General features: G+C 45.3%; 24 protein-coding genes and 1 tRNA gene. 16 read left to right on the top strand and 9 right to left on the bottom strand.

The genetic code is table 11. The features are described 5' to 3' along the window. Positions 1 to 38 precede the first annotated feature (38 nt). Together HHX48_RS02700 and yhbY are read right to left on the bottom strand one after the other, a co-directional pair. Positions 39 to 815 (bottom strand): 3-hydroxyacyl-CoA dehydrogenase, encoded by a 777-nt coding sequence (locus tag HHX48_RS02700; protein ID WP_191022088.1) that lies wholly within the window; start codon positions 813 to 815, stop codon positions 39 to 41. Between the two features lie 90 nt (positions 816 to 905). Beyond that, complete coding sequence (yhbY, locus tag HHX48_RS02695; RefSeq protein ID WP_139756377.1) at positions 906 to 1,202, bottom strand: ribosome assembly RNA-binding protein YhbY; 297 nt, start codon at positions 1,200 to 1,202, stop codon at positions 906 to 908. A 90-nt stretch (positions 1,203 to 1,292) separates the two neighbouring features. Between yhbY and rlmE the strand changes: the two genes are divergently transcribed. The 9 genes from rlmE to HHX48_RS02650 all read left to right on the top strand — a co-directional run bounded on the left by rlmE (position 1,293) and on the right by HHX48_RS02650 (position 9,496). Continuing rightward, a complete protein-coding gene (gene rlmE, locus HHX48_RS02690; protein WP_191022087.1) occupies positions 1,293 to 1,922 on the top strand; it encodes a 23S rRNA (uridine(2552)-2'-O)-methyltransferase RlmE in 630 nt (209 codons plus the stop codon). Between the two features lie 124 nt (positions 1,923 to 2,046). Continuing rightward, the gene (gene ftsH, locus HHX48_RS02685; RefSeq protein WP_191022086.1) at positions 2,047 to 3,996 is read left to right on the top strand and encodes an ATP-dependent zinc metalloprotease FtsH; all 1,950 of its coding nucleotides are present in this window, start codon (positions 2,047 to 2,049) and stop codon (positions 3,994 to 3,996) included. A 100-nt stretch (positions 3,997 to 4,096) separates the two neighbouring features. Beyond that, complete coding sequence (gene folP, locus HHX48_RS02680; protein WP_223857967.1) at positions 4,097 to 4,933, top strand: dihydropteroate synthase; 837 nt, start codon at positions 4,097 to 4,099, stop codon at positions 4,931 to 4,933. A 4-nt stretch (positions 4,934 to 4,937) separates the two neighbouring features. Then, positions 4,938 to 6,281, top strand: coding sequence for a phosphoglucosamine mutase (gene glmM, locus HHX48_RS02675; RefSeq protein ID WP_191022084.1), 1,344 nt, complete (start codon positions 4,938 to 4,940; stop codon positions 6,279 to 6,281). A 94-nt stretch (positions 6,282 to 6,375) separates the two neighbouring features. Continuing rightward, complete coding sequence (gene tpiA / locus HHX48_RS02670) at positions 6,376 to 7,119, top strand: triose-phosphate isomerase (protein WP_191022083.1); 744 nt, start codon at positions 6,376 to 6,378, stop codon at positions 7,117 to 7,119. Positions 7,120 to 7,129: 10 nt separating this feature from the next. Continuing rightward, on the top strand, positions 7,130 to 7,483 hold the full coding sequence (gene secG / locus HHX48_RS02665; protein ID WP_191022082.1) for a preprotein translocase subunit SecG: 354 nt from the start codon (positions 7,130 to 7,132) through the stop codon (positions 7,481 to 7,483). Between the two features lie 10 nt (positions 7,484 to 7,493). Continuing rightward, positions 7,494 to 7,578, top strand: a tRNA-Leu gene (locus HHX48_RS02660). Positions 7,579 to 8,198: 620 nt separating this feature from the next. Then, positions 8,199 to 8,861 (top strand): PEP-CTERM sorting domain-containing protein, encoded by a 663-nt coding sequence (locus HHX48_RS02655; protein WP_191022081.1) that lies wholly within the window; start codon positions 8,199 to 8,201, stop codon positions 8,859 to 8,861. A gap of 476 nt (positions 8,862 to 9,337) precedes the next feature. Then, positions 9,338 to 9,496 (top strand): YqaE/Pmp3 family membrane protein, encoded by a 159-nt coding sequence (locus tag HHX48_RS02650; RefSeq protein ID WP_191022080.1) that lies wholly within the window; start codon positions 9,338 to 9,340, stop codon positions 9,494 to 9,496. A gap of 59 nt (positions 9,497 to 9,555) precedes the next feature. Here HHX48_RS02650 and HHX48_RS02645 read toward each other — a convergent pair whose 3' ends face one another. The 5 genes from HHX48_RS02645 to HHX48_RS02625 all read right to left on the bottom strand — a co-directional run bounded on the left by HHX48_RS02645 (position 9,556) and on the right by HHX48_RS02625 (position 14,750). After that, positions 9,556 to 10,875 (bottom strand): DUF2254 domain-containing protein, encoded by a 1,320-nt coding sequence (locus HHX48_RS02645; RefSeq protein ID WP_191022079.1) that lies wholly within the window; start codon positions 10,873 to 10,875, stop codon positions 9,556 to 9,558. Beyond that, positions 10,876 to 11,049, bottom strand: coding sequence for a DUF1328 domain-containing protein (locus HHX48_RS02640; protein ID WP_139756367.1), 174 nt, complete (start codon positions 11,047 to 11,049; stop codon positions 10,876 to 10,878). A gap of 29 nt (positions 11,050 to 11,078) precedes the next feature. Next, positions 11,079 to 11,522 carry a hemerythrin domain-containing protein gene (locus HHX48_RS02635; protein ID WP_191022078.1) on the bottom strand — a complete coding sequence of 148 codons (444 nt, stop codon included), beginning with the start codon at positions 11,520 to 11,522 and terminating at the stop codon, positions 11,079 to 11,081. A 168-nt stretch (positions 11,523 to 11,690) separates the two neighbouring features. Further along, on the bottom strand, positions 11,691 to 13,031 hold the full coding sequence (gdhA, locus tag HHX48_RS02630) for an NADP-specific glutamate dehydrogenase (protein WP_191022077.1): 1,341 nt from the start codon (positions 13,029 to 13,031) through the stop codon (positions 11,691 to 11,693). A gap of 99 nt (positions 13,032 to 13,130) precedes the next feature. Continuing rightward, positions 13,131 to 14,750, bottom strand: a complete 1,620-nt coding sequence (locus HHX48_RS02625) for a diacylglycerol kinase family protein (RefSeq protein ID WP_263406906.1) — start codon at positions 14,748 to 14,750, stop codon at positions 13,131 to 13,133. A 159-nt stretch (positions 14,751 to 14,909) separates the two neighbouring features. Here HHX48_RS02625 and HHX48_RS02620 point away from each other — a divergent pair, with 159 nt between their 5' ends. Then, complete coding sequence (locus HHX48_RS02620; RefSeq protein ID WP_191022075.1) at positions 14,910 to 15,446, top strand: DUF2878 domain-containing protein; 537 nt, start codon at positions 14,910 to 14,912, stop codon at positions 15,444 to 15,446. Continuing rightward, complete coding sequence (locus HHX48_RS02615; RefSeq protein ID WP_191022074.1) at positions 15,443 to 16,132, top strand: SDR family NAD(P)-dependent oxidoreductase; 690 nt, start codon at positions 15,443 to 15,445, stop codon at positions 16,130 to 16,132. The genes HHX48_RS02620 and HHX48_RS02615 overlap by 4 nt, the downstream gene beginning before the upstream one ends. Before the next feature lie 32 nt (positions 16,133 to 16,164). Here HHX48_RS02615 and HHX48_RS02610 read toward each other — a convergent pair whose 3' ends face one another. Continuing rightward, positions 16,165 to 16,719 carry a hypothetical protein gene (locus tag HHX48_RS02610; RefSeq protein ID WP_191022073.1) on the bottom strand — a complete coding sequence of 185 codons (555 nt, stop codon included), beginning with the start codon at positions 16,717 to 16,719 and terminating at the stop codon, positions 16,165 to 16,167. 398 nt (positions 16,720 to 17,117) lie between these two features. On the opposite strand from HHX48_RS02610, the gene HHX48_RS02605 reads away from it, so the two are divergent. The 5 genes from HHX48_RS02605 to HHX48_RS02585 all read left to right on the top strand — a co-directional run bounded on the left by HHX48_RS02605 (position 17,118) and on the right by HHX48_RS02585 (position 23,346). Further along, positions 17,118 to 18,125: a DNA topoisomerase IB gene (locus HHX48_RS02605; protein ID WP_191022072.1), complete on the top strand. Its 1,008-nt coding sequence runs from the start codon at positions 17,118 to 17,120 to the stop codon at positions 18,123 to 18,125. A 365-nt stretch (positions 18,126 to 18,490) separates the two neighbouring features. Continuing rightward, entirely contained in the window at positions 18,491 to 19,990 is a 1,500-nt protein-coding gene (putP, locus tag HHX48_RS02600) for a sodium/proline symporter PutP (protein WP_191022071.1), read from the top strand. Positions 19,991 to 20,003: 13 nt separating this feature from the next. Then, the gene (proB, locus tag HHX48_RS02595; protein WP_191022070.1) at positions 20,004 to 21,113 is read left to right on the top strand and encodes a glutamate 5-kinase; all 1,110 of its coding nucleotides are present in this window, start codon (positions 20,004 to 20,006) and stop codon (positions 21,111 to 21,113) included. Continuing rightward, positions 21,110 to 22,357 (top strand): glutamate-5-semialdehyde dehydrogenase, encoded by a 1,248-nt coding sequence (locus tag HHX48_RS02590; RefSeq protein ID WP_191022069.1) that lies wholly within the window; start codon positions 21,110 to 21,112, stop codon positions 22,355 to 22,357. Before proB ends, HHX48_RS02590 begins: the two co-directional genes overlap by 4 nt. Positions 22,358 to 22,470: 113 nt before the next feature. After that, positions 22,471 to 23,346 (top strand): mechanosensitive ion channel family protein, encoded by an 876-nt coding sequence (locus HHX48_RS02585; RefSeq protein ID WP_191022068.1) that lies wholly within the window; start codon positions 22,471 to 22,473, stop codon positions 23,344 to 23,346. Here the strand turns inward: HHX48_RS02585 and HHX48_RS02580 are convergent. Beyond that, positions 23,343 to 23,897 (bottom strand): HNH endonuclease, encoded by a 555-nt coding sequence (locus HHX48_RS02580; protein ID WP_191022067.1) that lies wholly within the window; start codon positions 23,895 to 23,897, stop codon positions 23,343 to 23,345. The genes HHX48_RS02585 and HHX48_RS02580 overlap by 4 nt on opposite strands. Between the last annotated feature and the right edge of the window lie 13 nt (positions 23,898 to 23,910).

Below are 23,910 nucleotides of genomic sequence, written 5' to 3'. Positions count from 1 at the left end.
TTTTACTGTAGCTTGCTGTAAATGTGCGTAAGCAATATCTATTTCGGTGGCATACGCAAACTGCCATCCAGGCGAACCGTTTCGCCATTCATATAGGTATTACTGATCATATGAGTAACCAGACTGGCAAATTCTTCAGGGTAACCCAGTCGTTTAGGGTAGGGGACATTAGCTGCCAGCGCATCCTGAACCTTCTCTGGCATGGCCAGCAGCAGTGGCGTTCCCATCACGCCCGGTGCTATCGTATTTACGCGAATACCCAGCGCAGACAGATCTCTTGCCATCGGTAAGGTTAAAGCAATGATGCCACCCTTACTTGCCGCATAAGCGGTCTGACCAATTTGGCCTTCATAGCCGGCAATAGAGGCGGTATTGATTATCAGACCACGCTCACCATCATCATTGAGCATACCTTGTCCGCTCATTGCGGCTGCAGCCAACCGCGCAACATTAAATGTACCAATCAGATTGATATCGACGGTTTTTTGAAAGTCCTGCAGAGGTGCAGCGTTGCCGTCTTTGTCCAGAGTGCGCTTAGCGGGCGCGATACCAGCACAGTTGATACATACATGAATATCGCCAAATTCTGACTTTACGCTGTCGATAGCGGATTGTACCTGAGACTCATCGCGAACATCGACTTTGAAAAAGCGGGTAGCATCGCTGCCTAACTCAGAAACGCGCTGCGCACCCATTTCATCATTTAAATCGAACAATGCGACTTTCGCGCCGGCTTCTCGCAAGGCAATCGCCGTAGCGTGCCCAAGGCCTGAGCACCCACCAGTTACAATAGCCGTAATTTGACTTACATCCATTTTTAATTCCTGTTAACGAAAAAGAGGCATAAAGCTTACTTGTTTAACAGTTAAATAACTATGGAAAGCAAAAATGAAGAAAAGGATTATTTACTGTTTTGGCAATTGTATTTTACGCTCTTCGGTAGGGCGATACAGAACAAGCATGTGACCAATAACCTGAACCTTCACCGCGCCGGTCTCCCTGACGATGGCATCATTTATAAGTGTTTTTTCCTCACGATCATCAGTAGGCACTTTAACTTTAATCAGTTCGTGGTGATTCAGCGCGTTATCAATTTCTGCGACAACACCTTCTGTAAGACCATTGCCACCCAGTTGAACGACGGGTTTCAGTGAATGGGCCAGACCTTTTAGAAATTGCTTTTGTTTATTGGAAAGTTTCATTACCTGCTTCTTTAATTATTTAGCATTTATAACTTGAAAACCTATATTCTAACGCCATCTTGACCACATTCCCAATCACAAAGTGCGGCGATGACTAAAAAGAAACATTCAGCCAGCAGTAAGCGCTGGCTCAAAGAGCATTTTGATGACCATTATGTGCAAAAAGCACAAAAGCAGGGCTTACGGTCTCGTGCGGTTTTCAAACTTGAGGAAATGCAGCAAAAAGATAAGCTTATAAAGCCGGGTATGACGGTGGTTGACCTGGGCGCGGCGCCGGGCGGATGGTCGCAGCTGGCGTCTGATCTGGTCGGCAGTAACGGACAGGTTATTGCGTGCGATATACTGGAGATGGACCCTATTGCCGGCGTTGATTTTTTGCAGGGAGATTTTCGCGACGAGGCAGTTCTCAATGCATTGTTGAACAGAATCGATGGGAACAACGTAGATATTGTGTTGTCTGATATGGCACCGAATATGTCTGGCAATAATGCGGCCGATCAGGCGCGGTCCATGTATCTGTGTGAATTGGCTTTGGACATGTGTCATCAGGTGCTTAAGCCAGGAGGAAACTTTGCTATCAAAGTATTCCAGGGTGAAGGCTTTGACGAGTTTTTAACGGCGTTGCGCCAGTCATTCACGACAATCAAGACCCGAAAGCCTGATTCATCCAGAGCACGTTCGCGGGAAGTCTATCTGGTGGCTTGCGGCTATAAAGTGTAGTACGCTTACAGATAGTGCAAAAAGGAACGACATTCGTCCGGTTTTGTATAGCAGTTAAGTACAGTAACGTACTGATAATGCTGATTATACAGGCTTATTCCGGTATTTTTAGAGGTTAGTAGCATTGAGCGATATGGCAAAGAATTTAATTTTATGGTTAGTCATCGCTGTAGTTCTGATGTCAGTTTTCCAGAGTTTTTCTCCGGGAGAGTCGACACGAGCGCAGACGGATTACACAACCTTTCTTAAAGAAGCTAATCAGGGCAACATCCGTGAGGTCCGCATTGACAGCGAGTCTCGGGAAATTCGTGGAACGAAGCGTTCCGGCGAAACGTTTGTCACGTACATTCCTTATTATGACGATAAATTAATATCTGACTTAGCTTCAAAAGATATCCGCATTTATGGTGAGCCTACTGAAGAGCCGTCAATTTTGACGTCTATCTTCATTTCCTGGTTCCCTATGTTGCTGCTTATCGCGGTATGGATCTTCTTTATGCGACAAATGCAGGGCGGCGGTGGTCGCGGTGCTATGTCGTTTGGTAAAAGTAAAGCGCGACTACTGGGTGAAGATCAGATTAAAACGACTTTTGCGGATGTCGCTGGCTGTGATGAGGCAAAAGAAGATGTGTCTGAACTGGTAGACTTCCTGCGTGATCCTTCTAAATTCCAGAAATTAGGCGGTAAAATTCCTAAAGGCGTGTTGATGGTGGGTCCACCGGGAACCGGTAAGACACTACTGGCAAAAGCGATTGCCGGTGAAGCAAAGGTGCCTTTCTTCACAATCTCTGGTTCTGACTTTGTGGAAATGTTCGTCGGTGTAGGTGCATCGCGTGTTCGTGACATGTTTGAGCAGGCGAAAAAGTCAGCACCATGTATCATTTTTATTGACGAGATTGATGCTGTTGGTCGTCAGCGTGGCGCAGGCCTTGGTGGTGGTCATGATGAGCGTGAGCAAACCCTTAACCAGATGCTTGTTGAAATGGATGGTTTCGAAGGTCACGAAGGCATCATCGTTATTGCTGCAACCAACCGCCCGGATGTACTAGACCCTGCATTATTGCGTCCCGGACGCTTTGACCGTCAGGTTGTGGTCGGATTACCGGATATTCGTGGACGTGAACAGATTCTTAAAGTTCACGCGCGCAAGGTACCGGTGGCTGATAATGTAGACCCTGCTGTTATAGCTCGCGGAACACCTGGTTTTTCAGGGGCCGATTTGGCTAACCTTGTTAACGAGGCTGCGTTGTTTGCCGCTCGCGCTAACAAGCGTTTAGTATCGATGGAAGAGTTCGATAAAGCTAAAGATAAGATCATGATGGGCGCAGAGCGCAAGTCGATGGTGATGTCTGAAGATGAGAAGGCGATGACGTCGTACCACGAGGCTGGACATGCCATTGTAGGTCGTCTGGTTCCTGAGCATGATCCGGTATACAAAGTTTCCATCATTCCGCGCGGCCGAGCGTTGGGTGTGACGATGTATCTGCCAGAGAAAGATCGTGTCAGTCATTCCAAACAGCATCTGGAGAGCATGATTTCCAGCTTGTTCGGTGGCCGTATTGCTGAGCAAATAATCTACGGTGACGATAAAGTCACGACGGGCGCTTCAAATGATATTGAGCGAGCTACTGAAATAGCCCGTAAAATGGTCACACAATGGGGCTTGTCCAGTAAAATGGGGCCGATGCTGTATGCCGAAGAAGAGGGTGAAGTCTTTTTAGGTAAGTCGATGTCTAAGGCGTCCAGCATGTCTGATGACACAGCGCGTGCCATCGATGCTGAAATCAAAGCCATCATAGACAGAAACTATGACAGAGCGAAAACCATACTGGAAGAGAACGTCGATATTCTGCATTCAATGAAAGATGCGTTAATGCGTTACGAAACCATTGATGCAAAGCAAATTGATGATTTGATGAACCGTACCGATGTTCGTCCTCCTGCAGATTGGGATGATCGCACTCCAGATGGCGGTGATAAGCCCAGTGGTGGTAAACCTGCCAGAGAAGGTGAAATTACCGATGATGGTGTCGATAAGCCCTCAGTAGGTAAACCAGGCGACTTGCCGGGTTAATAGTTGAAGCGCCAGCACCTTGCTGGCGCTTTTTCATTTGTGATAATCGATCTAATATTTCCTGCCTAAAGTATCCCATTATCCATAAATGGTGAAGACGTTGAATTTCAAAAACCAAACTGTAGACCTGACCCGACCGGTGGTCATGGGAATAATAAATACGACCCCGGATTCTTTTTCGGACGGGGGGCGGTTTAATAGTGTAGATGCCGCCATAGATCGCTGTGCAGCCATGGTTCAGGCTGGCGCTGCATTTATTGATGTAGGGGGGGAGTCGACGCGTCCTGGAGCACCTCTGGTATCTTTTGACGAAGAGCTTGAAAGAGTTATTCCTGTTATTGAGGCTCTCTCTGACAGATTCGACACCGTTGTTTCAGTGGATACAAGTAAACCGCAAGTCATGAGGCAAGCGGTAAGCGCCGGTGCGGCGTTAATAAATGATGTCAGAGCATTGCAGGAGCCCGGTGCGCTTGACGCAGCCGCAGAGTGCAACGTTCCGGTCTGTCTGATGCATATGCAGGGCGCGCCTGAGACAATGCAAAACGCCCCTTCATATAACGATGTTATCAGTGACGTCCAGGCATTTTTAAGCGCCAGAATAGCAGCCTGTTCAGACGCTGGTATACATAAAAGCAACATAATTCTGGATCCCGGCTTTGGTTTTGGAAAAACTCTGGCGCATAATTATCAGCTGTTAGCGGGCTTAGGCCGACTCCAAGAGATGGGGTACCCATTATTGGTAGGTATGTCCCGTAAATCGATGGTCGGTAATGTCTTAAATAATTCGATTAACGAACGACTGGCAGGCAGCCTTGCGCTTGCCACAATCGCCGCACAGGCCGGCGCACAAATAATTCGTGTGCATGATGTGCAGGAAACGGTTGATGTGATTGCAATCGTTAATGCTTATCGTGACTACACTTTAAAAGGAGAATAAAGAAATGGGTGAGCGTAAGTATTTCGGTACTGATGGTATACGCGGCAAAGTGGGTGAAAGTGCGATCAACCCCGAGTTTGTGGTGAAGCTGGGTTGGGCGGCAGGTAAAGTGCTTGCTGGCAGAGGTACAAATAAGGTGCTGATAGGTAAGGATACCCGTATTTCCGGTTATATGCTTGAGTCTGCGCTGGAATCTGGTTTGTCAGCGGCAGGCATTAATATCGGCTTATTAGGGCCAATGCCTACACCGGCTATTGCTTATCTTACCCGTACTTTTCGTTCGGAAGCGGGGATTGTAATAAGTGCCTCGCATAACCCTTATCATGATAATGGAATTAAGTTTTTCTCTGCAGACGGCTTCAAACTTGACGACGACATTGAGATCGCTATTGAAAAGATGATGGACGAGCCAATGGAATGTGTGGCGTCTAACAGATTGGGCAAAGCCGTAAGAGTCAGTGATGCTGCTGGTCGTTATATTGAATTTTGTAAAGGAACGTTCCCTTCGGACTTATCATTAAAGGGGCTGAAAATCGTGGTTGATTGTGCCCATGGGGCAACTTACCACATTGCGCCGAATGTGTTGTCAGAGCTGGGTGCTGATGTCATTGAAATAGGTACTAAACCTGATGGTTTAAATATCAATGACGAGGTAGGTGCGACATCGATGGAAGGTATCCGACAGCGCGTGCTGGAAGAAGGCGCCGACCTGGGTTTTGCGTTGGATGGCGATGGTGATCGCATCATGATGGTAGACCACAAGGGGAATATCCTTGATGGTGATCAAATTCTTTATATTGTTGCCCGTGATGCGCTCAAGTCAGGTCGTTTGCAGGGCGGCGTGGTCGGTACACTAATGACTAATCTGGGGTTAGAAAACGCACTGACAAAGCTAAGTATTCCCTTTGCACGCAGTGCTGTTGGTGATCGTTATGTCATGGAGCTTTTACAGCGTAAAGGCTGGGCAATTGGTGGTGAAAGCTCCGGGCACGTACTCAACCTTAATTTAGCATCGACAGGAGACGGAATTGTTGCCGGACTGCAGGTGTTAACGTCTATGTTACGCGCCAGCATGAATCTTCATGATCTCAGTAAGGGCTTCGAAAAGTATCCGCAGGAGCTGGTTAACGTCCGGTATACTCCGGGACCGCAAAATCCACTTGAAATGGCTCAGGTCCTTGATGCCAAAGCAACAGCGGAAGAAGCACTGGGTGATGGTGGAAGGGTATTGTTACGAAAAAGTGGTACGGAGCCTCTTATTCGGGTCATGGTTGAGGCTGAGCAAGCTTCAGATGCAACAGCGTGGGCACAGAAGATAGCCGATGTTGTTCGTGAAGTGGCCAATTAACTGAAATTCGATACATTATCAATTTTTCCACTTGTATATTCGGGCGTATATCGTTAATATCACGCCCGCTTTACAGACAGGGTAAGGTCTAAGCATGACAAATAACAGAACGCCATTGGTTGCGGGTAACTGGAAAATGAACGGAAGTCGTTCTCTGGTTGAAACATTTAGCCATTCGCTTAATGCGCAATCATTTGAAGGGCTCGATGTCGTCGTATGTCCACCAGATGGGTACCTGAGCATGTTCAATAACGAACATTTTTCACTCGGGGCTCAGGATGTTAGCCATTTAGATAATGGGGCGCATACCGGTGACATGTCGACGGATATGCTCAAGGAACTTGGTGCAAAGTATGTTATTGTCGGGCATTCTGAGCGTCGTGAAGATCACAACGAAACCAATTTGTTGGTAGCCAAAAAGGCAGCAAAAGCCAAACAGGCTGGATTGATTCCCATTATCTGTGTCGGGGAATCCCTATCAGTTCGTGAGGCGGGCGACGTGAAATCCTTTGTTGGCGAACAAATAGCGGCGCTGTTTGCAGAAATGACGTCTGATACGCTTAATGATGCCGTTATCGCTTATGAGCCTATCTGGGCTATAGGTACAGGTAAGACTGCGACACCGGAGCAGGCTCAGGAAGTACACGCTTTTATTCGCAAGACCCTGACTGAACACGATGAAGCGTTAGCTCATCGCACCCGCATTTTATATGGCGGCAGTGTAAAGCCTGATAATGCTAAAGCGCTATTTGGTCAGCCTGATATTGATGGTGGCCTGATCGGCGGAGCCAGTCTGAAGACTGACGATTTTATGGCAATTTGCCAAGCGGCAATTTGACGAGGAAGTTATGGTATACGAAGTTCTGTTAGTAGCCTATTTGGTAGTAGCACTTATTCTTGTTGGCTTTATTCTGATTCAACAAGGTAAAGGTGCAGACATGGGAGCCTCCTTTGGTGCTGGCGGTTCAAACACCGTGTTTGGCTCTTCTGGCTCTGGCAACTTTATGACACGTACAACGGCGATATTAGCAACGTTGTTCTTTTTGATAAGTCTGACTCTGGGTAATTTAACGGCAAATCGTGAGAGCCCGTCAGATGATTGGAATAACCTTGAAGCGCCAGCGCAAGAAACTGCGCCAGCAGTTACAGAAGAAGATATTCCGGGTGGCGATGACAACGAGTCGTCTGATACACCTGATTGATAAAAGTTTTGCGGAAGTGGTGGAATTGGTAGACACGCCATCTTGAGGGGGTGGTGACTTCGGTCGTGCGGGTTCAAGTCCCGCTTTCCGCACCAAATCTTAACGCCTGTACAGTTATGTTGTGCAGGCTTTTTTGTTGCCGGTAAATAAATATTTGTTCAGTCGGGTAATCCTCTTTCGTTAAGCGATTTACGTGAATGTGCAGTAAAGAAGATTAATGCATGCCACATAGGTGTTGCAGGTTTACCAGATGCGGTCATTCAGCCTTTGATAATTACACGAAAAAATTTAAATTTCGTTAGACTCCTCGCTGTTTCTCATTTTCAATCTACATGTCCGAAACCATTGCAAAATGGATCTACATGGCCCATGTAACTCACTGAGCGGAAATTCATGGGGAACTAGCCAAGTAGGGCGTTATTGAATCATCCGAGCAAAATGCTGATCCAAAATAACTATCGATATGACCATTTGAAATCAGATGAAATGTAAACGGACACCGTTAAACGCACACCTTTAAATTACTAATAAAGGTGTAATAAAAACAGTCATAGTACTGTCTGACTATTTTACAGTTTTGTTTTATATCATTTCGCTTTCTTAATTTTTTCATAAATAACAAGCACCTACGGCTTTGGCATTATCTTTGCTTTGGTTGGGTTTCAGGGATATGTAGTAATATCTGGATGATAAATTTAGTAGTAGGTTATTAAATATGAAAAACGTGTTTGTTGCATTAGGTCTGTCAGCGCTAAGCTTTGCCTCTCATTCTGCAGTTATTGAAACTAATATTGTCGAAAATTTTGCTCAGGGTGATTTCAAATCTGATTCCAATCAAAATAAAGGCGAATACACAGTTCGTGATGTAGATGGCGGCCGTCTCGACCTAGGCACTGAAGCCTGGACGTATATCTCAACTGAAGATTTATTTGGTCTGCGCAGTCTGAACTTTGACAACCGTTTTTACTCACTTAATTTCGACATGCGCATTTCGCAAGGTGACAACAACCCGGGTATGCCTTCTGAAATCGGTGGTGTTATGGTTGCTGACGGTGAGACTGTAAAGAACATCGACGGAAATGACGGTGTGTTCGGTTTTAATCTTTCTGGTACCCAGAACTGGGGAAGTAAAGCTTTCCGCTATGATTTTAATAATCTGGATAACGGTACGCCTACATGGCAAAGCTTTAACATCGATCTTTCCTCTGCCCTGAATGGCCAGTACCAATACCTCGTATTTATGAATGACTGTGATGATGAAAATTGCAGTAACTCTACTCAGTTTCGTAATATCAGTGTAGAGGTACCACAACCTTCTTCACTTGCTATTCTTGCGTTATCAATGGCTGGGTTAGTGCAATTACGTCGTAAGAAGTAAATTTGTTACGACTCGATTTCCCGCTCTGGTACTGCAATAAACTTGCTGCGCCGGAGCGGGGTCACTAATATATTAAACCGTTCAGACTTTTCTTTACCGCTCCAGACCATTGAATACTGTTTTTGTTTAGCAGGCCCGCTTCAACAGCAGATGTTTCAAAGACAACAGTCAGCTAATTCTCTCTCGCTCTTTGACTAGCCACCTTTGCTTCAGCGCTTTTAACCGTGTTCGATAAAGTGACAGTGTATAATTTACACTTGTGTATTGATAACTTCCAAGTAACTTGTTGTTTCTGATTGGCGCAGGCAATTCTACGTTCCGGTCGCTGATGTCTGCATCTTGTGAGGCTAAGCTGCACGGGGCCTGGCGCTGAAGGGGTAAATAAACCAAGCATCTCGTCAAAATACTTGAGTGTGGCAAAGGACTTGCAACCACGTACGGGTATACAACTATCTTTATTATTAAAGGAACGCGAAATGGATATCTTACGTATTATCTTGTCAATTCTGTTACCACCGTTAGGCGTCTTTCTTCAAGTTGGTATAGGCGCGCAATTCTGGATAAATGTACTTCTGACACTGCTTGGTTATATTCCAGGAATTGTCCACGCGGTTTATATTATCGCTACCCGATAGAACGAAAAAAAGCCTGGTCATCACCAGGCTTTTTTGTGTGTTAAGCGCATACTCGTTACTTAGCGAAAGAATATAAAAGCATTATTAATTGTTTTCTTATCCTGTTCACTTAAGGGGTTATCAAGAATTAGCTGGTAGGTTGATTCAGCTTGCAGTTTTAATAATGGATGTAAATAGTCGGGTAGGTGAGCGGTCAGTGTCTTCAGACAAAACAAAATGTGCAGTGCAATATCCACGTGGTCTTTGCCCGCCTGTCTTATCTGGTCAAATGCTGTATTAATGACCCCTTCTATACTAAAAGTTCGTCGTTTCAACCATACGCCGGTTTCTTTATTCATTACACATTGAGCCGGAAAGGTGCGTTTACTCATGTAAATACAACTGGCTGTCAATCTATCCAAACATGAGATCGCTGTGATGGGATCATTTATCCCTGGTGATAGTGCACGCAGAGCTAATTCTACCATCTGACTTATCGCAAACTCAGGGTCCTGGACAGGCGTTCTTCGGTGGCCCAGAATAATCAGGTCAAGTAAATCCTGGTAATGTTCAGGTGGTTTGCGATATCGACTGTGTATTATCAGCACCGAAGCATCGGGGAAAACATGGTCTCCTGACCTTGCTCTTACTTCTATTCCCTCAAGACCTTCATAGTCACTGGTCAGCAACTTTTCATAATTGACTGACTGCACATAACCACTTTTGTCAATTTTTATCGCAATCTGAAAATGTGAATCTGAAATTAACGCTTCTGGTAGTGCTCTTTCTCTTGGCGCATCTTCCGGTTTGGGCAAAAGTTCGTCAATATTCTGCATCAGTTCGTCATAACACCTGAAAATAACTTCATCTGCCTGTATAAATCTTCCGATGTGATGGATAAAGAAAATGATGGCAAATATATCCAGAATGCCGACCACAACAGAAATACCACTGAGAATAGCAAGCGCATCGTCGTTCTCGACCATGCTACTTAAGTGATGTAGCGATATAAGACAAAATGTAAAAGATGAGACAAGTAGCCCAAGAACATACTGAGTGCCCCGGTCGAGCATAAATGTTCTTAATAACCGTGGTCCGAACTGTGAGGAGGCCAGAGTAAGCGCGACAACCGTCATTGAAAAGGCAATGCTGGTCGCAGTAATAATTGACGAAGCGATAGTCGATAAGATCTGTTGTGCCCCGTTTTGGGTCACCATTGGAACTAACGACTGCAAATTATCGGGTAATTTTGTTCGTTCAATATATGTCAGACATAAATAACACAATAAAAAAGACGTTAGCATCATGCATACCGGTATAAACCAATAGCTGGTGCTAACGCCTTCCCACCATGTCCGGAACCTGACTGTCAGTTCCGGAAAGGCATTTTTGTTGGCCATTTATCTTCGTGAGCCACCACGAACAACGGATGCTATCAGTGAAACTACCAATAAGATAACAAAACCGTAGAATAAGTATTGTGCAATGGTGGCGGCTGTACCTGCTGCTCCGCCAAAGCCAAAGATAGCGGCAATAATTGCTACGACTAAAAATATCAGTGCCCATTTCAACATGATTTTTCTCCTAGTTAATTTAACTGCTATTAGTGCTTAGCCAGTTCTTTTTCCATTTCTTCACGATACTCCCCAGCTAACTGATTTTTCTCCTGGTCATTTAAGACCCGACCAGCTACCTGAAAGAATTCTTGCTCTTCATCTGCAAGGTGGTGCTCTACCTTTTCCTGCAATGACTTTAAATGCGTCAGCCAGGCAGATGAGCCCATGTCTGTTTGATCCAGCGTTTCGATTAACTCATCTATCTCATGATGTTCAGCGATACCATGGCGGGACATCTCAACAGTAGTATCAGACTCCATCAATCTGGAGTAAAAATAGCGCTCTTCCGCAACAGCATGACTTTCCAGTTGTTCTTTTAACTGAGAATAATACTCGCGTCTGGCGGGGGTATCGCCGCTGGTTTCAGCCAGAATCTTTAATAATGTACGCTGCTTTTCATGATCTTCACGAAGCTCATCAAAAATTTTCATTAGCTACTCCTTTCTACCGTCTTTCAATACAACAAGCTAATTCCATACCATCAACGCATCACTATAAAAATCTAATTAAATCATGACTTTGCTCTTGTTCTCTAACATTGTTATCACGATTTTCTATTGCTTGTTTCGTAGTTATTACACAACGGTATGCAAAAACGGTTAAACGCCCTGTGCAACCATTGCGTCAGCTAAGCGTCTGAAACCGGCGATATTGGCGCCTTTTGCATAATTAATTCGACCGTTTTCTTTGCCCTCTTCAACACACTGTTGATGAATGCTTTGCATGATATCTTCCAGAGTTTTATCAATCTGTTCATATGAACCACGACGAAAACTCGCATTTTGAGACATTTCCAAACCCGATATTGCCACGCCGCCAGCATTTGACGCTTTGCCTGGCACAAAAGGCGTTTCACTTCGCTCAAATTCTTGTCTCGCGTCATCCGTACAGGGCATGTTGGCGCCCTCAAGAATATACTTCAGATCGTTTTGAAGCAGAGTTTTGGCTGCCTCTCCGTCCAATTCATTCTGTGTGGCACAGGGCAGGGCAATATCCATTTTTTCATGCCAGGGCGCTTTACTGTCATGCCAGTCAGCACCAATACGTTCGCCGAGTGCTGTAAGAATGTTGTCTTCTTTTCCTTTGTTGTTTATTGCCCATTTAATATCATCACACGAAATCCCTTTGTCATAATGAAGGTATCCGCGACTGTTAGATAGCGTGATAACTGTACCGCCGTGTTCTGCAGCTTTAAGCGCGGCGTGCAGTGCAACGTTGCCGGCGCCTGAAATGCCAATTCGCATACCCTGAATACTTTCGTGATGTTCTTTAAGCACAGCTTGCAGCATGTAGATTAGCCCGAAGCCTGTGGCTTCTGTGCGCACATAACTGCCGCCAAAGCTCAGATCTTTTCCGGTCAATGCGCCGCCAAACCGATTATTGATGCGTCGGTATTCGCCATACATATAACCGATTTCCCGTGAACCGACATTGATATCCCCAGCTGGCACATCGGTGTAGGGGCCAATATGGCGCTGAAGCTCACCCATAAATGCCTGGCAAAATCGCATAATTTCACGATCTGAACGCCCCTTAGGATTAAAGTTAGCGCCGCCTTTTGCTCCACCGATGGGTAAGCCTGTCAGGGCATTTTTATAACTTTGTTCGAAGGCAAGAAATTTAAGAATAGATTCGTTGACGGTTGGATGAAAACGTAACCCTCCTTTGTAAGGGCCTATCGTCCCATTGTGCTGGACCCGCCAACCCTGATGAATTTCAACCTCGTCGTTATCGTTTAGCCATGTAACAGAAAAATGAATAATGCGCTCCGGTATACTTAGCCGGCGCAACACGTCATTTTTTTTATACGGGTCATGGGCGTTGTAAACATCTACAACGTCCCGGGCTATTTCGCGGGTCGCTTGTAAGTATTCGCTTTGATCGGGAAACACGTCTGTTATCCAGTCATTAAAATCATCAAAATTTGATTGGTAACTCATAGGTAAACTTTATTGGCCACTAATAAATCTGTTTACCCGCTGTAGCCCGACATTGATCATCGGGTAAAGAAAAACGGTATTTATTTCAGCGAATAACCGCTAGTCTGGCTGCCTGTAATTAAATATCGTCAGACTGGCAGGCTTTGTTTCTACTGTGATTGATTTAGCCTGAAGAATTTCGCCGTCCAGGGCGTAGTCGCTCTTTTCTTTAAACTCAACAACGACTTTTTCTACTTGTCTGTGTTCAAGGCGCTCTGATTGTTTCTTATAATCATGATTGGAAAAAACCAGTTCAGCGAGTGATAAGAACTGTTGGTCTGCCTGCTCCTGAGGCTGCAACCACGTGATATCAAGCTTTCCGTCTGTCATGTCAGGTTCATCACCGCCCTGAGCCAACGCTGTCGTCAATGGAGCTGCGTTGGCGATAACAAAACTGGGAGTAGTAATGGTCACTGGCTCATCATTGTCAAAGGTGACAACGAGTTCCTGCACATCGTTTTGGGTGATGGCTTCCCACAGTCCACGAAGATACGCCATCTGACCACCGGCATCTTTCTGCTCACGATCCGCCGATGAAATCATCTGTTCTTCAAAGCCCGCTGCTGCCACTAACAGCATTAGTTTATCGTTACACTGTGCAGTATCCATTTGTATGGTATTCCCTTCCACTATGACGTCACACGCGTGGCTGATGGGAACAAGTTTTGAATAATAGCCGTGGATGACCTGACTCAGAGCATTTGCAGTTCCCAGCGGAATGACACCGAGTATGACATTGCGATCGATACAGGCATGCGCGACTTCTGCGATTGTGCCATCCCCGCCACAGGCCACGAGGATATCTGCACCCTCGCTGATTGCTTTTTCGGCCATGACGGTACCATTTTGCTCTTTACTGGTTTCCAGCACATGAACTCTGAAATGGGGATTTAACTGAGCAAGAATATCATTTTTCTCCATCATCCATTTACCGCCGCCGGCGACAGGATTAGCAATAAGCACCAGAGATCGTGTAAGTTGTAGCCTGCCGCCTTGCTTAATCTTTTTAAGCGAGCTTAACTGGCGTTTGTTCAATCGAGCGGTAGAGCGCACCGATTGAATCGTATTGAGGGCATCAATCACTGAAAGGCGCGAATCTTTTGCCAGAAGATATGCAGCGACGGTGAGTACCGAGCGTCCCCGACCCAACGCACAATGCACAACGACTTTTCTGCCGCTGTCAATTTGCTGCTCAATCCAGTTTATCGCTGTGTTTAGCTGATTTTCAGTGGGGCTGGTATGGTCAAGGACGGGAATATTGAGATATTCAAGATCCAGTTGATGCGCTGTCCAGTCGAGACCGTCAAACTCTGCAGTGACATCTAAAACGGCCGTAACCCCATTTTCTTTCATCTCTTCAATGTCTTTAGAAAACAGACGACAGGCAAGATAGAGATTTTCATCAATCTGTTGAATCGCGGGCACTTTATCGTATTTTCTCGCGAAGTGATTGTATGCGCCAGTACCAATTAAAAAAGGGATGAATGCCCATCGCACATAGAAAGGAATAGAGCCATCTTCCCGCTTGCGGAAGAGTGAAGGGTAATTACAGATGTAAGCAAAGCTTACTACTGCCAGAGAAAAAGCAATCCAGCCAAAGAAAATCGCAGCGACAATTGAAGGAATGAAAATAGCCAGCAGAATAGAAACGACTGCGCCCAGAACGTAATACTTTACCATTTTCAACGTGCTTACTCCCTTATAGATTTAATTATTCGTCATTCTGGCGAATGAACCGTCGACCCGATAATGCGTAATTAATTCAACATGTCTTCGTAATGCGTATTTTTATAAAAAACGGGATACAGCTAATGCAGAATTTTTGCCATGAATTCCAGTATGTTAAATAAAGCTGCGAATTTTATCTGGTTTCAGACAATCTGGTTTCTGGCGATTTTTACACAGTACGAGTTTATCTGGGTGATAGGCTTACTTTTTGTCGCTTTTTTTCTTATATCTCCTGCTAAAACAAGGGATATGGTTCTGCTTACCATCGTTATCGTACTGGGTTGCGTTGTTGATAGCGCGCTGACGCTGGCAAATCTGTTTTTATTCAACTCAGCAGTTTTTGTCGTGCCCATCCCCTTCTGGCTGATTGCACTATGGGGTGCATTTGGCCTGACATTGCCCTACAGCCTGAATTATTTACAGAGTAAGACACTGTTGTGCGCATTACTTGGCGCTATTTTTGGCCCAATAAGCTACTGGGCGGGTGAACGGTTCGGGGCGGTGGTATTTCCTCAATCATTGGGATTGACACTATTCACTCTGGCAATAGTGTGGGCGGCGATTTTCCCGCTTTGTATGGTGCTAACCCGATATGTTGAAACCTATTTTAAAGATAAATCACAACTTAAAAGACAGGAGAAATCATGACACCAATTGTTTTTGTTACCGGTGGAAACAGGGGAATCGGTCTTGAAATTGTCAGGGGGTATGCGAAAGCCGGGTGTAAAGTGCTGTTGGGCTGTCGCGATGAAGAAGCCGGCGAAGAAGTAAAACAAGATATTGTGGGCGCTGACATTCAGATCATTGAAATGGATCTGTCCAGCGAACAGGCAGTAATTGACAATATTACCCGCGCCGCTGCAGTGTTCGGCAGAATTGATGTGTTGGTTAATAATGCCGGTGTGATGGACGACGAAAACTGGCAGGAGCTCGATTTGGCTAAATTGAAGCGTTCGATGCAGGTCCATGTGAACGGTCCGTTTGCATTATGCCAGCAGGTGTTGCCAGGGATGATAGACCGTGGTTATGGTCGGATTGTAAATGTATCGTCCGGCTATGGGTCATTTGCTGAAGGCATGGAAGGGCCACTTGCTTATGCAGTCAGCAAAGCTGCGCTAAACGCGATGACAGTAAAATTAGCTAATGAGACAGCTGACCATTCTAATATTAAAATTAATGCAATGTGTCCGGGGTGGGTCCATACCCGGATGGGCGGAAGAGATGCGCCGCGTTCACCTGAAAAAGGCGCTGAAACAGCGATTTGGCTTGGACAGCTTGAAGAAGATGGTCCTTCTGGTAAGTTCTTCAGGGATAAAAAAGAAATTAATTGGTAACGTGAATAAAAAAGCGCCATGCGGCGCTTTTTTTATGATGCGGCATCAACCACTTTATGACTTTTTCGTGAAAGAACTTCCGTCACTGTTTTTACCGACTGATGCTTTTTCATAGTGATAACGACAGCGTAGTGCTTACGACGAATGGCATGCCGGACTGTATCGATAATCTCGCTTCGATCGGGACGCAAGCTGATAAGGCCGGCAACAAATAATCCGACGAAAATGCCCGGGCTGATCATCGCTATGTAAGTAAACAGTGGATTACTTTGCGTCAGGGCAGGACCATAATTAACTAACAACCACCCAACCATCAAGCCTACTATCAATCCGGCTGCCCCGAGTAATAGATGGGCATACCACATGTGCTTGCCGAGTTTCTGGCTATCTGCTTCCAGCTTCTCGCTGAAATTTGCGTCTGACGGATTAACAATAGTAATCTGCTGGTCATCAACATCAGTGGCTTCTTCCACCTCGCTGATTGATGCCCGCGCAGATGCTTCACTGTCAAATACGGCAGCGACCTGCGTATGTGCCGTACTTAAAATAGCTTCTCGCATTTCATCAAGATTTGATCTTTGATTCATTTGTTCACCATTTCATAAGATTGTTAGTCAATACACAGTGCTGATTTCCAAGATTCAAGGAAATGTGTTGAATATAAGAAGTATTGAACACAATCTGACAATCAAGTTCCGTGCCTTCTGCTAACTGGCTGTAAAGAAGTGAGATTTATCCGCCTTAGCCAATCTATAAGACTGCGCGGAGGGGGATTCAGGAAATATTTGCTTGAGAACGGGCAATAATTTCCTGAACCAAATAGTTACTGGCAAGCCAGATAATGCTAGACACATTAGCAATGTCATTGTGATACCGCGCACAGATTATGGAATTGTAATGATGAGTCCTGATTTTGCATAACTGCGTATTATTTTGTCATAACAGGGCGGGCACGTCCGACAATACATTGATAGGCAGCAGGTGTATGGCAGACTCTGAATTAGGAATAATGAGAAAGCGACGCGGTAAAGGGTTTGAGTATTTTTACCTGAGCGGTAGGAAGGTGCAATCTTCCAGAGTCATAAACAGACTGACGAAATTGGTAATTCCTCCGAATTGGCGAGACGTCAGAATTACCACGAACCCTTCTGATAATTTACAGGCTACCGGCTATGATGCGAAAGATCGGAAGCAATATATTTATCATCCAAAATGGCATGAGCAGCAACAGGCATTGAAGTTCGAGAGGCTGGCTGGCTTCGGAAGTGTCCTGCCCGAATTTCGACAGTATTGTTGGGAAAGAGTCGAAAAAGACAACTGGACTCCGGAAAAAACCCTTTCTCTTGTATGTCTTCTTCTTGATCATACCGGTCTGCGTATCGGCAATCGTAGTTACACACAACAAAATAATACCTATGGACTGACCACACTGAGGCGAAAACACGTACAGCAGGATGAAGAGCACGTAACGCTATCTTTTGTGGGTAAACATAATAAGCCACGAAACGTAGAGGTTGAAGACAGTAAACTTGCTGATCTTGTTGCGCAAAGTGCACAAGAAAGAGGGTATGCACTTTTCCGGTACGAGGATAAAGGAGGGCGCTGGCATGATGTTGACTCTGATGATGTTAATCAGTTTATTCACGATAATTTAGGCGCAGATTATTCGTGTAAGGATTTCAGGACCTGGGGAGCTAGTCGGTTCGCGCTTTTCTCAATGCCGGAAGTAGCTTTGAAAGTTCAGGAAAATAAACGGCGTAGCTGGCCTGCTACGCTTACAAGTCATGTCGCAACGATGCTAGGCAACACGCCAACGGTATGTCGTCAGTATTATCTTCATCCTAACATCTATTCCATCGTAGAAGAGGACGATAGTCGCAAGCCGCTGATCTCAACCATGAGCGATATTGTTGATGAATTAGGATTAAGCGATGCATCGATAGCAGAGACTGAAAAGGTGCTAGGTCAAATTATAAGCAAACAAAGCGCTTAAAATATAATTCAATTGAAATGAATAAAAAGTCACGTTATCTGCATGAAAAGTCGCTCGATTAACGTGATGTTAACAAATGCAAATGTAAGTAACATGTGATTTGAAACCACGTCATACGTGCATAAGCCTCTACAAGCTTAAGGTTTTGAATGTTAACAATCAGCTTTATAAAGATTTAGTTTAAAGTTATGGTTTAGTCAGTATTAAATGGCTAATCATTTGCATTTAAATGTTTTTGACTGATATAGTTAGAACTCAAATTAACGGGCGATGTGAAGATCCACGTACTTAACGAATTACCGTAGTCAGGTAACCATGAGTGCGCCATCGCGATGTATAATCAACACAGGAGTCAGCGACGCAGTATGCCGATTGAAAGTTATATTTCACTGGCCATCTACTTTTTAGCTATGCTGGGAATAGGCTTATTTGCCTACCGGGAATCAACCAGCGACATTTCTGGCTATATCCTTGGAGGACGTGCGGTGAGTCCCCAGGTAACCGCATTATCAGCCGGCGCATCTGACATGAGTGGATGGATGCTAATGGGGTTACCTGGTGCAATGTACGTCACGGGTTTCGACGCAATGTACATCGCAATAGGTCTGCTGGCCGGGGCGCTGGCAAATTACATTTTAGTTGCACCAAAGCTGCGTGTGTATACCGAAGTTGCGGATGATTCTCTCACTGTCCCTGAATTTTTTGCCAAACGGTTCGGCCGGGCAAATTCCCCGATTCGAATGGTCTCTGCTGCCATTATTGTTATGTTTTTCACACTATATACGTCTGCGGGCCTGGTTGCCGGTGGCAAGCTATTTGAAAGTGCGTTTAGTGTGCAGTACCACTGGGGCCTGATAATTACTCTGGGCGTTGTGGTGTCGTATACCCTGTTAGGTGGATTCCTGGCCGTAAGTATGACCGACTTTGTTCAGGGCTGCATCATGTTCGTTGCCCTGATTCTTGTTCCCATTGTGGCATTTACTGAGTTTGACAGCGCTGAGCAAATGAGCGCGGCTGCATCGGAATCGGTTCCGGGACTTCTCGCATCCTGGGAAGGGATGACAATGATTGGAATATTGTCGAGTCTTGCGTGGGGACTGGGATACTTTGGTCAACCGCACATCATAGTCAGGTTTATGGCGATTCGTTCTGTAAAAGCGGTAAGCACAGCGCGCAATATCGGCATGTCTTGGATGTTGGTAACAATTATTGGTGCGTTAGCTACTGGGTTTGTTGGCGTGGCTTATGCCAATCAATTCGGATTACAGGTCGATGATCCTGAAACTATCTTTATTTTATTTTCACAACTTCTGTTCCACCCATTAATTAGTGGTTTTTTAATGGCGGCAATACTTGCAGCAATCATGAGCACGATTTCGTCTCAGTTGTTGGTCTCTGCAAGTTCGCTGACTGAAGATATGTACAGAGTGATCTCTAAAAAAGAAGTGAGTGAGAAAAAGACCGTTACTATCGGTCGGTTCGGCGTTGGTGGTGTAGCGATTGTTGCGTTACTACTGGCAATGGACTCATCAAATACTATTCTTTCGCTGGTAAGTAATGCCTGGGCAGGTTTTGGCGCTGCATTTGGTCCATTAGTGCTGTTTTGTCTGTATAAGAAAAACCTGACTGAGAAGGCTGCACTATGGGGAATTATTACAGGTGCAATTACCGTTTTATTCTGGATTTACGCGCCAGTTTTAAGCGACGGCAAAACACTTAGCAGCGTAATTTACGAAATTGTTCCAGGGTTTATTGTGAGCACTATAACCCTGTGGGTGGTGTCAGCGCTGGATACAAAACCTGCCGAGAATGTGCAGAAAATGTATCAGCAAGCCAGTCAGGAACTAGCAGAACAACAGTCTTGAGGTGATCGAAGCTATGAATCGTGCAAATTGGAAACGCATTGTAATTAAAGTAGGAAGTGCACTTATTGCACCCAATCAACAAGGGTGTAGTAGTCACTATCTGCTGAGCATCGCGCAGTTTATTGTTAAATGCCGCGCTGAAGGAATCCAGGTCGTTCTGGTATCTTCAGGGTCTGTTGCTGCTGGCTCGCACATGTTTCCTAATCAGGAAAATACGGATATCGCAGTGAAAAAGGCAATGGCTGCTGCAGGGCAGACTGAGATGATCTCTACATGGGATAAGCTTTTTGATTTCCCGTCAGCTCAAATCCTACTCACTCACGCAGACCTTCGTGACAGAGAACGGTATGTGAGTATTCGGGAAACGCTCTTCTCGTTGTTAGATAACCAGATTCTGCCTATCGTTAACGAAAACGATACTGTAACAACCGATAAGCTGAAAGTGGGAGATAACGATAATCTATCAGCAATGGTTGCTGCGGCAGCGGATGCGGATGCGCTGATCATCTGTTCAGATATCGACGGGCTCTACGATAAAAATCCTCATGAAAATGATGATGCAAAATTACTTTCATGGGTCGAAAATATTGATGAAAGTATTTATGCGATGGCCGGCGGTGCTGTAAAAGGCGGTGTAGGTACAGGTGGTATGCGCACCAAGATTGAAGCGGCGGAAAAAGCGGTTTCTCACGGTATTGATACGTTCATCATCAACGGATTTACTGAGTTGTCCTTTAACATGTTGTTAGATGGAAAAAATCCGGGAACACATTTCCAGGCGTATGAAGTACCGATGAAAGAAAATGTGCACTGGATGAGGCATACCTCTAATGCACAGGGTGAGGTGATTGTTGAAAGTAATTTCGCGGCCTCACTGGAAGACAATACGGAAGAATTAACCAGTAGTGAAATAATTGATGTCAAGGGCGAGTTTTCTGTCGGTGACACTATTCTCGTCAGAAAAGACGATGGCACGAAGTTAGTAAAAGCAAAATCAAATTACAGCAGTTGTCTGCTCAACTTCATAGCCAAACAGGATAATGAAGAATTCGCCTCTGAATTCGAAGAGAAGACTGGCCCGATTATTTCAAATCAGCATTTAGCAAATTTGGAGAAAGAATGAGTATTATTACGCAATTAGCACAAGATGCAAAAAAAGCCGCTCAAAAGCTGGCGATTCTTGATACTGCCAAGAAGAATGAAGTACTTAAAGATATGGCAGCGGCCATTCGCTCTAATAAAGACAAGATAAAAGCAGTCAACGAAAAAGAAGTTGCCAGAGCGAAAGAAAATAATCTGGATGCCGCAATGATTGACCGTCTGATCCTGGATGATGATCGTATCGAGGATATGGCTGCGGGTATCGAGGTAATAATTGATTTAGAAGATCCGGCCGGCAAGGTCAGAGATTTCGGTACGCGTCCCAATGGAATAAAGATTCGTAAAATGCGCATTCCACTGGGTGTGGTTTGTATGATTTATGAGGCACGTCCGAACGTGACTGCAGATGCTGGCGCATTGTGCTTCAAATCGGGCAACGCTGTCATACTGCGTGGTGGTAAAGAGGCTTTAGATTCCAGTCTGGCGATTGCCGAATTGCTGCAGGATACGCTGGAAAAACATGGCCTGCCTAAAGCATTGATTACGGTTGTGCCTAATCCGGATCGTGCTTTGATGCAGGAACTGATGGAGCAACGTGATTATATTGATGTAATTATTCCTCGCGGTGGTGAAGGCCTGATTAATTACGTTACTGATAATTCTAAAGTGCCCGTTATTCAGCATTTTGAGGGTGTTTGTCACTTGTATGTTGATAAGGATGCGGATCTTGATCAGGCGCTGCAGCTTCTGCTTAACGGCAAAACTCAACGTACCGGTGTGTGTAATGCGCTGGAAGGATTGGTCGTCCATCAGGCCGTAGCTGACGACTTCCTACCTCGTGTTGCTGAAGAATTGGCCAAGCATGACGTAAAAATTCATGTGAATGAGAAAGGTAGCAAATACTTTGATGGTGCAGATGTCATCGGCGACGATGAGTTTGGTACAGAATATCTTGGACTAGAGATTGCTGTGCGCGTTGTTGAAGACTTTGATGCAGCCATCGATCATATCGCTAAATTTGGCAGTAACCATACTGAAGTTATTTGTACCAAAAATGAAGACGCCGCTAAGAAGTTCCAGTTAGCCGTTGATGCTTCGGTTGTCATGGTCAATGCTTCTTCGCGCTTCTCTGATGGTAGTCAGCTTGGTTTGGGCGCTGAAATTGGAATTGCAACAACCAAATTGCATGCTTATGGCCCTATGGGTCTTGAGTCACTAACTACTGAAAAGTATCTGGTTAATGGTGAAGGGCAAATCAGAAATTAATGGTTTGGGATTGTTCCTGAATTAGGGTTTCGTCATAATGAGCACCGGGCTGGCCAGCCCGGTGTTTTTTTATGGGCGTCAATCGCTTAATCGTTAAATTCAGGAGATCAGGATTGCCTTATTCTGTGGATGTACTTTGGCAGCAAATTACGGCTTTCGCCGCTGATAATAAAATTGTCACGTCAGCGATAATCATTGTCCTTTTTCTGGGCTTGCAGCGACTCGCGCTGAAGCTCATTCGCCTGCGCAGCAGACGCCGTGGTGAAGATCGTCGTCATACCATCAATATTTTAGAGCAGATCAGTAATGGGCTCCTGGTGATACTGATTATCCTGGTGTGGAGCTCCGAGATTCAAAGTCTGGCCATTTCCATCGCAGCCTTTATGGTCGCCATTGTTATTGCGATGCGTGAGTTCATTCAATGTTTTCTGGGGTTTATTTATTACCTGGGGGCGAAACCGTTTCGTGTTGGCGACTGGGTTCAGATGAATAAAATTGTTGGTGAGGTCGTTGAGATGGACTGGGCGAAAACGGCGCTGCTGGAAGTTGATGAGGAAACGCATGACTATACAGGAAAGCACGTCTATGTCCCCAACAGTCACCTGGTGACGCAAGTGGTTAAGAACCTGAATTTTTTACGTCGCTATAAGCTGCATACGTTTACTATCACTAACGAACCAAAGTTAAACCCTTATACGTTGCTGCCATCGTTTATCGCCAGGGCCAAAGCGCACTGTGACTTTTACCGCGATGTAGCAGAACGTTACAAAAGCCTTATTGAACGTCATATGGAAGTGGAATTCATTCAGATCGATCCCACTATCGGAGTTCAAACCAATGAGCTGGGACACACTGTTATTTCTGTTGCCCTGTTTTGTCCAACTGACGAGGCACATGATCTGCAGCAAAAAATTTCGGCAGACTGGATGAACCTGTGGCATCGCGCGCTGGCTGAGCAGGAGGCAGAAGCCAAACCTGCGTTAGGCTAAATCATTACCTGCCAGTCTCGCTGACGCGAAAAGTGGCTGGCCAGGAAATTCATCTGGTCAGCTAAAATTCGCCGGTTCATCAAATAGAATCGCTCGTAAACATTTGGCCGGAAAGGCACAGCGAGAAGCGGCATACCGGCTTCTTCCGGTGTACGCGCTCCTTTTGCATGATTGCAACGCTGACAGGCAGTTGCAACATTTGTCCAGCTATCCTTTCCGCCCCGTGAACGCGGCAGAATGTGATCGCGGGTCAATACTTTGGGTGAGAAGGCATGTCCGCAGTACAAGCATATATCATTGTCCCGCCTGAACAGATAGCGATTCGTCAGCGCAACCTTACCTGAAAGGTCGGTAACTTTACCCTCGCAGGCTATAATCGGAGCCAGTCGTAATGTACTTTGTATCCCCAGACGATTATGCCCGCCGTGTAAAATCCGACAATCGTCGCCCAGCTCAAAAATGACTTTTTCCTGACAGTACAATCGTGCTGCCTGTTCCGGGTGGATCCAGTCCTGCGGCATTCCTGCTTTGTTTAATCGTAATACAAGCATAGATTACTCCAAC

The organism is Salinimonas profundi (assembly GCF_014750655.1).
GTDB classification, from domain to species: Bacteria; Pseudomonadota; Gammaproteobacteria; order Enterobacterales; family Alteromonadaceae; genus Alteromonas; species Alteromonas profundi_A.
The sequence above is the reverse complement of the archived record's forward strand: the minus strand, read 5'-3'. Positions and strand labels throughout refer to the sequence as shown.

Coding starts and splice junctions, on each gene's coding strand:
- putP (WP_191022071.1), top strand. CDS start 18,491: ATGCCGATTGAAAGTTATATTTCACTGGCCATCTACTTTTTAGCTATG.
- HHX48_RS02620 (WP_191022075.1), top strand. CDS start 14,910: ATGTTAAATAAAGCTGCGAATTTTATCTGGTTTCAGACAATCTGGTTT.
- HHX48_RS02635 (WP_191022078.1), bottom strand. CDS start 11,522: ATGAAAATTTTTGATGAGCTTCGTGAAGATCATGAAAAGCAGCGTACA.
- tpiA (WP_191022083.1), top strand. CDS start 6,376: ATGACAAATAACAGAACGCCATTGGTTGCGGGTAACTGGAAAATGAAC.
- HHX48_RS02615 (WP_191022074.1), top strand. CDS start 15,443: ATGACACCAATTGTTTTTGTTACCGGTGGAAACAGGGGAATCGGTCTT.
- HHX48_RS02650 (WP_191022080.1), top strand. CDS start 9,338: ATGGATATCTTACGTATTATCTTGTCAATTCTGTTACCACCGTTAGGC.
- HHX48_RS02625 (WP_263406906.1), bottom strand. CDS start 14,750: ATGGTAAAGTATTACGTTCTGGGCGCAGTCGTTTCTATTCTGCTGGCT.
- rlmE (WP_191022087.1), top strand. CDS start 1,293: ATGACTAAAAAGAAACATTCAGCCAGCAGTAAGCGCTGGCTCAAAGAG.
- glmM (WP_191022084.1), top strand. CDS start 4,938: ATGGGTGAGCGTAAGTATTTCGGTACTGATGGTATACGCGGCAAAGTG.
- secG (WP_191022082.1), top strand. CDS start 7,130: ATGGTATACGAAGTTCTGTTAGTAGCCTATTTGGTAGTAGCACTTATT.
- HHX48_RS02640 (WP_139756367.1), bottom strand. CDS start 11,049: ATGTTGAAATGGGCACTGATATTTTTAGTCGTAGCAATTATTGCCGCT.
- HHX48_RS02700 (WP_191022088.1), bottom strand. CDS start 815: ATGGATGTAAGTCAAATTACGGCTATTGTAACTGGTGGGTGCTCAGGC.
- HHX48_RS02655 (WP_191022081.1), top strand. CDS start 8,199: ATGAAAAACGTGTTTGTTGCATTAGGTCTGTCAGCGCTAAGCTTTGCC.
- proB (WP_191022070.1), top strand. CDS start 20,004: ATGAATCGTGCAAATTGGAAACGCATTGTAATTAAAGTAGGAAGTGCA.
- HHX48_RS02645 (WP_191022079.1), bottom strand. CDS start 10,875: ATGGCCAACAAAAATGCCTTTCCGGAACTGACAGTCAGGTTCCGGACA.
- HHX48_RS02590 (WP_191022069.1), top strand. CDS start 21,110: ATGAGTATTATTACGCAATTAGCACAAGATGCAAAAAAAGCCGCTCAA.
- HHX48_RS02605 (WP_191022072.1), top strand. CDS start 17,118: ATGGCAGACTCTGAATTAGGAATAATGAGAAAGCGACGCGGTAAAGGG.
- HHX48_RS02610 (WP_191022073.1), bottom strand. CDS start 16,719: ATGAATCAAAGATCAAATCTTGATGAAATGCGAGAAGCTATTTTAAGT.
- yhbY (WP_139756377.1), bottom strand. CDS start 1,202: ATGAAACTTTCCAATAAACAAAAGCAATTTCTAAAAGGTCTGGCCCAT.
- HHX48_RS02580 (WP_191022067.1), bottom strand. CDS start 23,897: ATGCTTGTATTACGATTAAACAAAGCAGGAATGCCGCAGGACTGGATC.
- gdhA (WP_191022077.1), bottom strand. CDS start 13,031: ATGAGTTACCAATCAAATTTTGATGATTTTAATGACTGGATAACAGAC.